This is a genomic window from Streptomyces sp. NPDC002276 (genome assembly GCF_053891435.1).
Genome location: NZ_JBSFCQ010000002.1, coordinates 193745 through 205554 on the forward strand (window position 1 = coordinate 193745; position 11810 = coordinate 205554).

At 71.1% G+C, this 11810-nt stretch carries 11 protein-coding genes, 1 pseudogene and 1 riboswitch; of the genes and pseudogenes, 7 read left to right on the plus strand and 5 right to left on the minus strand.

The window, feature by feature from the left end:
- Window positions 1-19 precede the first annotated feature (19 nt).
- Complete coding sequence (gene pdxR / locus ACWIHT_RS05970; protein ID WP_456164883.1) at window positions 20-1429, plus strand: MocR-like pyridoxine biosynthesis transcription factor PdxR; 1410 nt, start codon at window positions 20-22, stop codon at window positions 1427-1429.
- A gap of 1 nt (window position 1430) precedes the next feature.
- On the opposite strand, the gene ACWIHT_RS05975 is transcribed toward pdxR, so the two are convergent.
- A complete protein-coding gene (locus tag ACWIHT_RS05975; protein ID WP_456165970.1) occupies window positions 1431-2276 on the minus strand; it encodes a hypothetical protein in 846 nt (281 codons plus the stop codon).
- Window positions 2277-2399: 123 nt separating this feature from the next.
- Window positions 2400-2489, plus strand: a riboswitch (ZMP/ZTP riboswitch).
- A 31-nt stretch (window positions 2490-2520) separates the two neighbouring features.
- Between ACWIHT_RS05975 and ACWIHT_RS05980 the strand changes: the two genes are divergently transcribed.
- From ACWIHT_RS05980 to ACWIHT_RS05990, 3 genes are all read left to right on the plus strand, one after another.
- Complete coding sequence (locus tag ACWIHT_RS05980) at window positions 2521-3984, plus strand: glycine hydroxymethyltransferase (protein ID WP_456164885.1); 1464 nt, start codon at window positions 2521-2523, stop codon at window positions 3982-3984.
- Window positions 3985-4099: 115 nt separating this feature from the next.
- A complete protein-coding gene (gene trpS, locus ACWIHT_RS05985) occupies window positions 4100-5113 on the plus strand; it encodes a tryptophan--tRNA ligase (RefSeq protein ID WP_456164887.1) in 1014 nt (337 codons plus the stop codon).
- A 163-nt stretch (window positions 5114-5276) separates the two neighbouring features.
- Window positions 5277-5855 (plus strand): 2'-5' RNA ligase family protein, encoded by a 579-nt coding sequence (locus ACWIHT_RS05990; RefSeq protein ID WP_456165972.1) that lies wholly within the window; start codon window positions 5277-5279, stop codon window positions 5853-5855.
- A gap of 9 nt (window positions 5856-5864) precedes the next feature.
- Here the strand turns inward: ACWIHT_RS05990 and ACWIHT_RS05995 are convergent, their stop codons facing one another.
- Window positions 5865-6608, minus strand: coding sequence for a decaprenylphospho-beta-D-erythro-pentofuranosid-2-ulose 2-reductase (locus ACWIHT_RS05995; protein ID WP_456164889.1), 744 nt, complete (start codon window positions 6606-6608; stop codon window positions 5865-5867).
- A gap of 106 nt (window positions 6609-6714) precedes the next feature.
- Between ACWIHT_RS05995 and ACWIHT_RS06000 the strand changes: the two genes are divergently transcribed.
- Entirely contained in the window at window positions 6715-7665 is a 951-nt protein-coding gene (locus tag ACWIHT_RS06000) for a YihY/virulence factor BrkB family protein (RefSeq protein ID WP_456164891.1), read from the plus strand.
- Here ACWIHT_RS06000 and ACWIHT_RS06005 read toward each other — a convergent pair.
- Window positions 7613-8941, minus strand: a complete 1329-nt coding sequence (locus ACWIHT_RS06005) for a D-alanyl-D-alanine carboxypeptidase family protein (RefSeq protein WP_456164893.1) — start codon at window positions 8939-8941, stop codon at window positions 7613-7615. The two genes, ACWIHT_RS06000 and ACWIHT_RS06005, sit on opposite strands and share 53 nt — an antisense overlap.
- A 91-nt stretch (window positions 8942-9032) precedes the next feature.
- On the opposite strand from ACWIHT_RS06005, the gene ACWIHT_RS06010 reads away from it, so the two are divergent.
- Both ACWIHT_RS06010 and ACWIHT_RS06015 read left to right on the plus strand, forming a co-directional pair.
- Entirely contained in the window at window positions 9033-9272 is a 240-nt protein-coding gene (locus tag ACWIHT_RS06010) for an SCO4848 family membrane protein (protein WP_200715631.1), read from the plus strand.
- Window positions 9273-9276: 4 nt separating this feature from the next.
- Complete coding sequence (locus tag ACWIHT_RS06015; protein WP_456164895.1) at window positions 9277-10524, plus strand: metallophosphoesterase; 1248 nt, start codon at window positions 9277-9279, stop codon at window positions 10522-10524.
- A gap of 29 nt (window positions 10525-10553) precedes the next feature.
- Here ACWIHT_RS06015 and ACWIHT_RS06020 read toward each other — a convergent pair whose 3' ends face one another.
- Both ACWIHT_RS06020 and ACWIHT_RS06025 read right to left on the minus strand, forming a co-directional pair.
- Complete coding sequence (locus tag ACWIHT_RS06020) at window positions 10554-10943, minus strand: hypothetical protein (protein ID WP_456164897.1); 390 nt, start codon at window positions 10941-10943, stop codon at window positions 10554-10556.
- A 94-nt stretch (window positions 10944-11037) separates the two neighbouring features.
- A pseudogene (locus ACWIHT_RS06025) lies at window positions 11038-11597 on the minus strand (dihydrofolate reductase family protein).
- Between the last annotated feature and the right edge of the window lie 213 nt (window positions 11598-11810).

Consider the following 11810-nt stretch of genomic DNA (forward strand, 5'->3'; position numbering starts at 1 on the left):
AGGAGTATGGTCCATTTCCATGGCGAAATCATGGGCCACTTTCGGCGTCGACCTCCACCTCGAACCGACCGGCACCAGCACCGATACCGGCACGGGTACCGGCGTCCGCCGCGGCCTGACGGACGCGTTGCGCGACGCCGTCCGCACCGGCCGCCTCGCCCCCGGCACCCGGCTGCCCTCCTCCCGCTCCCTCGCCGCCGACCTGGGCGTGGCCCGCAACACGGTCGCCGACGCCTACGCCGACCTGGTCGCCGAGGGCTGGCTCACCGCCCGCCAGGGCTCCGGCACCCGCGTCGCCGACCGCGCGGTCGTCCCGCCCGCCGACACCACCCCACCCCGCCGCCTCCACACCCGCCCCGTCTACGACCTCGTCCCCGGCACCCCCGACCTCGCCGCCTTCCCCCGCACCGAGTGGCTCAAGGCCGCCCGCCGCGCCTTCACCGCCGCCCCGTACCAGGCCCTCGGCTACGGCGACCCCCGCGGCCGTATCGAACTGCGCACCGCCCTCGCCGCCTACCTCGCCCGGGCCCGCGGCGTCCGCGCCGACCCCGAGCACATCGTGATCAGCGCGGGCATCTCCAACGGCCTGCGGCTGATCGGCACGGCACTACGGGCCCGCGGCGCCCACACGATCGCGGTGGAGTCCTACGGCCTGCCCGCGCACTGGCAGCTCCTCGACAGGGCCGGTCTGCGCACCCGTCCGCTCCCCTTCGACGAACGGGGCACGAATCCAGGGCAGTTGACGGACGAACCGGCCGTCCTGCTCACCCCCGCCCACCAGTTCCCCATGGGCGTCCCGCTCCGCCACGACCGCCGCTCCGCCGCCGTCGACTGGGCCCGGCGCACCGGCGGCCTGGTCCTGGAGGACGACTACGACGGCGAGTTCCGCTACGACCGCCAGCCGATCGGCGCCCTCCAGGGCCTCGACCCCGACCACGTCGTCTACCTCGGCACCGCCAGCAAGTCCCTCGCCCCCGGCCTCCGCCTGGCCTGGCTGATCCTGCCCCCGTCACTCGCGGAGGAGGTGTCGAGGGCGAAGGGCGCCGTCGACACCTGCGGTGTCCTGGACCAGCTGACCCTCGCCGAGTTCATCACCTCCGGCGCCTACGACCGCCACGTCCGCGCCGCCCGCCTGCGCTACCGCCGCCGCCGCGACAACCTCGTCGAAGCCCTCGCCCAGCACGCTCCCGACGTCCACGTCACCGGCATCGCGGCCGGCTTCCACGCCGTCCTCAGCCTTCCGCCCGGCACCGAACAGTCCGTGGTCCAGGCCGCCGCCTGGCAGGGCCTGGCCCTCCACCCCCTCTCCTCCTACCGCCACGACCAGGCCCAGGCCGACCCCCTGGACGCCCTGGTCGTGGGCTACGGCACTCCGCCGGACCACGCGTGGGCGGGAGCGGTGGAGGCGCTGTGCAGGGTGCTGCCGTGACCTACACGGTCTCCACGGAGGCCTGGTCGGACGCTTCCTCCGGCGCCTCCCCGAACCGCGCCAACGCCAACGCCCCCACCACCGCCACCGCGAACCCCAGCACCGCCAGCCACTCCAGCCCGTCCCGCGTACGGTCCCCGAGCCACACCACCCCCACCGCCGCGGGCCCGATCGTCTCCCCGATCACCAGCCCCGCCGTGGCCGTGGTCACCGACCCCCGCTGCAACGCCGTCGTCAGCAACAGGAACGCGGCGCCCCCACCCACCAGCAGCGCGTACGTCGCCGGGTTGCCGACCAGCGTCGACGGCGAGAGCGAGTCGATCAGCCGGACCGCCACCTCGACGACCCCGAACCCGAACCCGGCGCCGAGCCCGAGCGTCAACGCCCGCCCCCGCTCCGGCAGTCGACCGCCGACCAGCCCGAGCAGCAGCACCGCACCGGCCGTCCCCAACATCGCCCACTTCAACGCCATGGAACCGGCCCGGTCCCCCTCCGCCCCCGACGCCAGCCCCAGCATCGCGAGCCCCGCGCACACCACACCGACGGCCGCCCACTCCATCCCGCTGAGCCGCACCTTCAGCAGCCGCGCGGCGACCACCGCCGTCACCGCGAGGCTCGACGCCAGGGCCGCCCCGACCGCGTAGATGGGCAGCGACCGCAGCGCCGCGATCTGGAACACGAACCCCAGCCCGTCAAGCCCGAGCCCCGCCATGTACCGCCACTGCCGCAGCGCCCGCAGCAGCAGCGCCGCGTCCCCGCCCCCACCCGTCGTCGCCGCCCGCGTGGCGACCGCCTGGAGGACCGTCGCCGTACCGAAGCAGATCGCCGCGCCGAGCGCGCACACCATTCCAAAGAGCACAAAGGGACTCTAGGGGAGGGGAGATCGCCAAGGCCCTCCTCGCGGGGACTCTCACCGAACTCCAGATGCTGGACGCACGAGCCGACCCGTCCGGCCCGCCCGGTAGGCTGACCGGCGGGCCGTGACTGGCGCGCTGGGATGGGACCGACCATCGGGGAGCGGCCCGAGCAGGAATGTGTGCCGTGCGCCTGGGCCGTACCGTGAACGCCGAACGCCACGTCCGGAGGTCCCCATGCCCGACAATTCCGCGCCTCTCTCCGCCCTTTCGAACGAGTCCACGGCCTATCGCGCCGCCCTCGACGTGATCCGCGCCGTCGAGCCGCGCGTCGCCGACGCCATCGGCCAGGAAGTCGCCGACCAGCGCGAGATGCTCAAGCTGATCGCCTCCGAGAACTACGCCTCCCCGGCCACCCTGCTCGCGATGGGCAACTGGTTCAGCGACAAGTACGCCGAGGGCACCATCGGCCGCCGCTTCTACGCCGGCTGCCGCAACGTCGACACCGTCGAGGCCCTCGCCGCCGAGCACGCGCGCGAACTCTTCGGCGCCCGGCACGCCTACGTCCAGCCGCACTCCGGCATCGACGCCAACCTCGTCGCCTTCTGGTCGGTCCTCGCCGACCGCGTCGAGGTCCCCGCCCTCGCGAAGGCGGGCGTCCGCCAGGTCAACGACCTCTCCGACGCCGACTGGGCCGAGCTGCGCCAGGCCTTCGGCAACCAGCGCATGCTGGGCATGTCCCTGGACGCCGGCGGTCACCTCACCCACGGCTTCCGCCCCAACATCTCCGGCAAGATGTTCGACCAGCGCTCCTACGGCACCGACCCGGCGACCGGCCTCATCGACTACGACGCCCTGCGCGCGTCGGCCCGCGACTTCAAGCCGCTGATCATCGTGGCCGGTTACTCCGCCTACCCCCGGCTGGTGAACTTCCGCGTCATGCGCGAGATCGCCGACGAGGTCGGCGCGACCCTCATGGTCGACATGGCGCACTTCGCGGGCCTGGTCGCGGGCAAGGTCCTGACCGGCGACTTCGATCCGGTCCCGCACGCCCAGATCGTCACCACCACCACGCACAAGTCGCTGCGCGGCCCGCGCGGTGGCATGGTCCTGTGCGACGACTCCCTCAAGGACCAGGTCGACCGCGGCTGCCCGATGGTCCTCGGCGGCCCGCTCCCGCACGTCATGGCGGCCAAGGCGGTGGCCCTGGCCGAGGCGCGCCGGCCCTCCTTCCAGGACTACGCCCAGCGCATCGTCGACAACTCCCGCGCGCTGGCGGACGGCCTGATGCGCCGGGGCGCGACTCTGGTCACGGGCGGCACGGACAACCACCTGAACCTGATCGACGTGGAGACGTCGTACGGCCTCACCGGCCGCCAGGCCGAGACGGCCCTCCTGGACTCCGGCATCGTCACCAACCGCAACGCGATCCCGGCCGACCCGAACGGCGCCTGGTACACCTCCGGCATCCGCATCGGCACCCCCGCGCTGACCACGCGGGGCCTCGGCACGGCGGAGATGGACGAGGTGGCGTCCCTGATCGACCGCGTCCTCACCACCACCGAGCCGGGCACGACGAAGTCGGGCGCGCCGAGCAAGGCGAGCCACGTCCTGGACGCGAAGGTGTCCGACGAGATCTCGCGCAGGGCGACGGACCTGGTGTCCGGCTTCCCCCTGTACCCGGAGATCGACCTCGGCTGATCAACTCCCTTGGGGCAGCTCACCCAGGGGCGCGGGGAACTGCGCGACCAGCTCCCACCGGCCGCCGGTTCCCCACGCACCTGAACCCCCCAAGCTCTCTGAGACAATAAAAAACATGGCCTCAGACAGTCCCCGCGTGCTCTCCGGAATCCAGCCCACCGCAGGCTCGTTCCACCTCGGCAACTACCTCGGCGCCGTGCGCCAGTGGGTGGCCCTCCAGGAGTCCCACGACGCGTTCTACATGGTCGTGGACCTGCACGCGATCACGGTCCCGCAGGACCCGGCGGACCTGCGCGCCAACACCCGGCTGGCCACCGCCCAGCTGCTGGCCGCCGGCCTGGACCCGGACCGGTGCACGCTCTTCGTCCAGAGCCATGTCCCCGAGCACGCCCAGCTCGCCTGGGTCATGAACTGCCTGACCGGCTTCGGCGAGGCCGCGCGTATGACCCAGTTCAAGGACAAGTCCGCCAAGCAGGGCTCGGACCGCGCGTCCGTGGGCCTGTTCACGTACCCGATCCTCCAGGTCGCCGACATCCTGCTCTACCAGGCGAACGAGGTCCCGGTCGGCGAGGACCAGCGCCAGCACGTCGAGCTGACCCGCGACCTCGCCGAGCGCTTCAACGGCCGCTTCGGCGAGACCTTCACGATCCCGAAGCCGTACATCCTCAAGGAGACGGCGAAGATCTACGACCTTCAGGACCCGTCGATCAAGATGAGCAAGTCGGCGTCCACCCCGAAGGGCCTCATCAACCTCCTCGACGACCCGAAGGCGACCGCCAAGAAGGTCAAGAGCGCGGTCACCGACACGGAGACCGTGATCCGCTACGACGCCGAGAACAAGCCGGGCGTCTCCAACCTCCTCACCATCCAGTCGACCCTCACGGGCACGTCGATCGCCGACCTGGAGAAGGAGTACGAGGGCAAGATGTACGGCGCGCTCAAGACGGATCTCGCCGAGGTCATGGTCGAGTTCGTGACGCCGTTCCGGGAGCGCACCCAGCAGTATCTGGACGACCCGGAGACGCTCGACGCGATCCTGGCCAAGGGCGCGGAGAAGGCGCGGGCCGTCGCGGCCGAGACGCTCGCCCAGGCGTACGACCGGGTGGGCTTCCTGCCCGCCAAGCACTGAGGCGTACGACCGCACCGACGTACCACTGGACAGAGCGCTGCACATCACTACGGTTGCGCCTGCCCACAACTCAGGTGTGGCCGTACAGTCGATAGCCGGGCCGCCGCACGCGTGGCTGCCCGCGCTCACCAACAGGACACCGATCAGGACGACAGGAGACGACGTGGGGACCGTAACGATCGGTGTGTCGATCGCGGTTCCGGAGCCTCACGGCAGCCTGCTCCAGGAGCGGCGCGCGGGCTTCGGCGACGCCGCCGCGCACGGCATCCCCACGCACGTCACGCTGTTGCCGCCCACAGAGGTGGACGCCTCACAGCTCTCCGAGGTTGAGAGCCATCTCGTCGCGGTCGCCGCCGCCGGTCGCCCCTTCCCGATGCGACTGTCCGGCACCGGCACTTTCCGGCCGCTGTCCCCGGTCGTCTACGTCCAGGTGGTCGAGGGCGGCTCCGCCTGCACCTGGCTCCAGCAGCAGATCCGTGCCGCCTCCGGGCCGATGGCGCGCGAGCTGCACTTCCCGTACCACCCGCACGTCACCGTGGCGCATGGCATCGACGACGCGTCGATGGACCGCGCCTACGAAGCGCTCGCCGACTACCGCGCGGAGTGGCCCTGCACCGGCTTCGCGCTCTACGAGCAGGGCGCCGACGACGTCTGGCGCAAACTCCGCGAGTTCACCTTCGGCGGCGCCGTCGTACCACCTCAGGCGACCCGCACGGATCGTGGAACGATCCCCAGCCACTGAGCACGGCCGTCAGACCGCCAGCCGCCTGAACAGCCCTCGCGGCAGGTGCCGTAGCACCGACGTCACCACGCGCAGGGTCCCCGGCACCCACACCGTCTCCGAGCCTCTGCGCAGGCCCAGTTCGATGGCTGTGGCGACCGCTTCGGGGGTGGTCGTGAGCGAGGCCGCCCTCGGGTCGGCCATCGTCCGTGAGCGGACGAGACCGGGGCGTACGACCATCACGTGCACGCCCGTGCCGTGCAGCGCGTCGCCCAGCCCCTGCGTGAACGTGTCGAGGCCGGCCTTGCTGGAGCCGTAGATGAAGTTCGTGCGGCGGGCCCGTTCGCCGGCCACGGAGGAGAGCACCACCAGGGAGCCATGGCCCTGGGACTGGAGGGCCCGGGCGCTGATCAGGCCGGACGAGACGGCGCCGGTGTAGTTGGTGAGCGCGACCCGCACCGCGGCGGCCGGATCGCGCTCGTCGCGGGCCTGGTCGCCGAGGGTGCCGAAGGCGAGCAGCACCATGTCGATGTCGCCCTCCGCGAAGACCTTGCCGAGCACGGTCTCGTGGGAGTCGGGGTCGAGCGCGTCGAAGGCGACGGTGTGGACGTCGGCCCCCAGGGAGCGCAGTTCCGCGGCGGCACTCTCCAGGGCGGGCGAGGGGCGGCCCGCGAGCCACACCGTGCGGGTGCGGCGGGCGATGAGTCTGCGGGCGGTGGCCAGTGCGATCCGGGACGTACCGCCGAGGACGAGGAGGGACTGTGGAGGACGCATGCCCGTGACCGTATCGCCCGCTTATGGGCGTTCGACAGGGCGCCACGCGCGCGTGTTCGTGAGGTACCCGCACATCGGTGTCAGTGGTCGGGGGCAGAATCGGATCATGGACTGGCTGAAGAAGCTCCCCTTCATCGGGCCGCTCGTGGCGCGCCTGATGCGCACGCACGCGTGGCGGTCGTACGAGCGCCTCGACCGGGTGAAGTGGTCGCAGCTCTCCGCCGCCATGACGTTCATCAGCTTCATCGCGCTGTTCCCGCTGCTGACCGTGGCCGCCGCGATCGCCGCCGCCACCCTCAGCACCGACCAGCAGCACGAACTCCAGGACAAGATCGCCGAGCAGGTCCCCGGCATCTCCGACCAGCTCAACATCGGTTCCCTGGTGGACAACGCGGGCACCGTCGGCCTCATCGCCGGTGCCGTCCTGCTGTTCACCGGCATCGGCTGGGTCGGCTCGATGCGGGAGTGCCTGCGCGCGGTGTGGGAACTGCCCGACCGCGACGAGAACCCCCTGCTGCGCAAACTCATCGACACCGGGGTGCTGATCGGCCTGGGCGGCGCCGTCCTCGCGACGATCGCCGTCTCCACCGTCGCCTCCGCGCTGGTCGACTGGATCAACGGCGAGCTGGGCATCGCCCAGGGCGGCTGGGGCGGGATTCTCCTGCGCATCGCCGCGTTCGCCGTCGCCGTACTCGCCGACTTCCTGCTCCTGCTCTACGTCCTGACCCTGCTGCCCGGCGTCGAACCCCCGCGCCGCCGCCTCACCGTGGCCGCGCTGATCGGCGCGATCGGCTTCGAACTGCTGAAGCTGCTGCTCAGCGGCTACATCCAGGGCGTGGCCGCGAAGAGCATGTACGGCGCGTTCGGCGTCCCCGTGGCGCTCCTGCTTTGGATGAACTTCACGTCGAAACTCGTCCTGTTCTGCGCGGCCTGGACGGCGACCCCGAGCAGCGCGGACGAGGACGACGACTACGTTCCGGCCGACGAGGCCGAGGACCCCAAGGTCAGGGACGCGGGCGACGACGGACCAGATCCGGCAGCGGCCAGCGCCGGTTGACCAGGAAGACCCCGCCGGCCAGCAGCACCAGCAGCCCGCCGACGATCGCGAGCGCGATCCCCACCCCGCTCGAACCGTCCTCCTCGGCGGCGGAAGCGGCGGAGTTCGCGACCGGCTTCGTGGACGACGTGTCCCCGCCCGCCTCCCCGGTGGCCGTGGCACCCGGCTGGGCGCTCGCCTGCGCCGCGTTCCTCGGCGCGACCAGCTCACCCACCGGCTGCACCTTGCCGGCCGCCTGGAAGCCCCAGTCGAGGATCTTCGCGGCCTCCTTGTAGACCTCGTTGTGCTCGTCCTTCTCCGGGTTCATGACGGTCACCAGCAGCACCTTGCCGCCGCGCTCGGCCACCCCGGTGAAGGTGGCGCCCGCGTTCGTGGTGTTGCCGTTCTTGACCCCGGCGATGCCCGGGTACACCGAGACGTCCGAGTCGCCGCTCAGCAGCCGGTTGGTGTTGCGGATCTCGAAGGTCCCGCGGACCGACTTGCCCTTCTCCTTGGTGGTCTCGCCCGGGAACTTCACGCTCACCGTCGAGCAGTACTCGCGGAAGTCCTTCTTCTGGAGCCCGGACCGCGCGAACAGCGTCAGGTCGTACGCCGACGAGACCTGCCCCGGCTCGTCGTAGCCGTCCGGCGTCACCACGTGCGTGTCCAGCGCCTGGAGGTCCTGGGCGTGCGCGTTCATGTCGGCGACGGTCTGGTCCACGCCGCCGTTCATGTGGGACAGGACGTGCACGGCGTCGTTGCCGGAGCGCAGGAAGACCCCGAGCCACAGGTCGCGGACCGTGTAGCTCTCGCCCTCCTTTATCGGCACCACGCTGGAACCGGCGCCCATGCCGGCCAGGTCGGCCGCGACCACCTTGTGCTCGGTCGTCTTCGGGAACTTCGGCAGCACGGTGTCCGCGAACAGCATCTTCAGGGTGCTCGCCGGAGGCAGCCGCCAGTGCGCGTTGTGCGCGGCGAGCACCGCGCCCGACTCGGCGTCGGACACGATCCACGACCGCGCGGTCAGGTCTTTCGGTACGACCGGCACACCGGACGTCAGATTGACCTGCGTCCCCGCCTGCGCGAGCCGGGCACCGCCCACGGACGACATGTTCGCCGGGGGAGTGGCCGTAGGACTGGCCGTGGCACTCGTGGTGCTACTCGGCGTCGGCGTCGGCTTCGGTGTCGGGGTCGGACTCGGGGCCGCGAGGGCGAGCGGCGCGGTGAGCGCGAGGGACGACAGGGCGGCGGAAAGGACCAGCAGGGGTCGCCTGACGGTCTTCAGTGGAGCGGGCACGCACGAGAACGTACATGCCCAGGGACCCGAAGTCCCGTCACCGGCCCCACCCCGGCCACCGGCCCCGGAGGACGACGGCGATACTGGGCTCATGAAGCTCAGCCGCCCCGTCTCCTGGTTCCTGCTCGCCTTCGGGGTGTGGAGCTGGATCATCTGGATCACTTTCGTCAAGAATCTCGTCGCGGACGGCAGCGGACTGGCCTTCGACGACGGCCGCCCGACGGCGTACTTCTGGATCCATCTGACCCTGGCCGTCGTGTCCTTCGTATTGGGGACGGTCATCGGGGGCCTCGGGTTGCGTGGACTGCGCGCACTGCGCGAGACGTCATAGAGAAGTGGCCATCGTCGTCATCGCTCTCGTCGCCCTGCTCGCGGTCGCCGTCCTGGGTGGCGCGCACTGGTACGTCTGGCGTCGCCTGGTCCGCGACACCACGCGCGCGTGGGGCCCGGCCCGCGTCACCGGCACGGCCGTACTGATCGCCGGTCCGGTCCTGATGATCGCGGCCCTGGCCGCCGAACGCGGCGGCGCCCCCTTCTGGCTCCAGCGCACCCTGGGCTGGCCCGGCTTCCTGTGGATGGCCCTGGCGATCTACCTGCTGCTGGCCGTCCTCGCGGGAGAGGTCCTACGGCCACTGCTGCGCCGGTTCCTCGAACGGCGGGGGCGGGCCGAGACGGCCGTAGAAGAGGAGCGCTCACCGGAGGTGCTCTCACCGGAGGAGTCCTCCCCTGAGGAGCCCTCCTCGTCGTCCCTCGCCGCCCCCTCCCGTCGGGTCTTCGTCTCCAGGGTCGTCGGGGGCGCCGCCGCTGCCGCCGCCGTGGGGACCGTCGGATACGGCACCTACGGTGTGTTGCGCGGGCCGGGCGTGAAGCGGGTGACCGTGCCGTTGGCCAAGCTGCCGCGGTCCGCGCACGGGTTCCGGATCGCGGTCGTCAGTGACATCCACCTGGGGCCGGTCCTGGGGCGGGGGTTCGCGCAGAAGGTCGTCGACACGATCAACTCGACGCAGCCCGATCTGATCGCGGTCGTGGGCGACCTGGTGGACGGCAGCGTCAAGAACCTGGGCCCCGCGGCGGCCCCGCTGGCCCAACTGCGGGCGCGGCACGGGTCGTTCTTCGTCACGGGGAACCACGAGTACTTCTCCGGCGCCGAACAGTGGCTGGAAGAGGTCCGCAGGCTCGGCATCCACACCCTGGAGAACGCCCGCACCGAACTCCCCGGCTTCGACCTCGCCGGGGTCAACGACATCCAGGGCGAGAGCGAGGGCCAGGGCCCCGACTTCGGCAAGGCGCTCGGAGATCGTGACACCACGCGCGCGTGCGTGCTGCTCGCGCACCAGCCCGTGCAGATCCACGAGGCCGTGAAGCACGGCGTCGATCTCCAGCTCTCCGGCCACACGCACGGCGGCCAGCTCTGGCCCGGCAACTTCATCGCGGCGGCGGCCAATCCGACGGTCGCGGGGCTGGAGCGTTACGGGGACACCGAGTTGTACGTCAGCAGGGGAGCGGGCGCGTGGGGACCGCCGACCCGGGTGGGGGCGCCGTCGGACATCACGGTCGTCGAACTGGCTTCGAAACAGGCCTAGTTGATGGCGGGGCAGGGCTGCGGAGTCGGCTATGAACAGAAGGAAGCCTTCACGGCGGCCACGATCCCGGCGGCTATCACTTCATCCGTGCCGTAGCGGGCAGCGGCGTTCTTCGCCGCCGTCGCGTCGTCCTTGCCCTGCTTGATGTCGAGGCACACGTTCCGGGCGTCGCTCAAGTCCTTGTCGTCGCTGCCAAGTCCGGGCTTCAGCGCGTCCAGCACGGCCGTCAGCGCCTGAGCCTGAACGTCGTCGGGCGACGGGACGGACGGCGCGGCAGGTGTCGACGGCGTGGCGGATATCGACGGCGCGGAGCTGGGCGCTGTGGACGACTCGCTGTCCGCCTTGTCGTCGCCGCCCCCGCAGCCCGCGAGCGCGAAGACGGCGACAGCGGCAAGTACGGGCATGGCAAAGCTGCGCATGCTTCCCCCCAAGGAAGTGCAAAGTACAGGAACCGTGAGGGTAGCCCACTGATCCGGCCTGGTCGTCGTGTGCCCATGGCTCCCGGGCGGGCGCTCAGCGCCTCGTCTCGTACCTGGTCAGGATCACGCCGCCGGGAAGTGTCCGCGTCTCCACCAGGTTCAGGTTCACCCAGTTGTCCAGCGCGGTGAAGAACGGTGTGCCGCCGCCCGCCAGGACCGGCGCGGTGGCCAGTACGTACTCGTCGATCAGCCCGGCCCGCATGGCCGCCCCGGCGAGTGTCGCGCCGCCGATGTCCATCGGGCCGCCGTCCTCGGCCTTGAGGCGGGTGATCTCGGCGACCGCGTCGCCGGTGACCAGGCGGGTGTTCCAGTCGACCTTGTCGACCGTCGAGGAGAACACCACCTTCGCCATGTCCCGCCAGCTCCGCGCGAACTCGATCTCCGCCGGGGTGGCGCCCGGCAGCTGGTCGGCGGTGGGCCAGTGGGAGCTCATCGTCTGCCACAGCTTGCGCCCGTAGAACGACCGGTCGCCCGCAGCTGGTCGGACCAGAACTGGAACAGCTCGTCGCTCGGCACGCTCCAGCCGATGTCGTCGCGGGGCGCGGCGATGTAGCCGTCCAGGGTGACGTTCATGCCGTAGATCAGTTTCCGCATGGCACAAGCCTTCCGTGAATCGGTCTCACGCGTACAGACCGGGACGGCACGGGAAACTCATCGGTGTGCAGTTCGATCTTGGCGTAGCAGGCGGCTCGGGCTGCCGCGTCGGCGTGCCCGGTATGGAAGGAATCGTCGAACTGGCTTCGAAGCAGGCTCAGTTGTCGGTGAGGGGGTCTCGGCGGCCGGCTGGGAGGTGTCTGTGAAACGGGC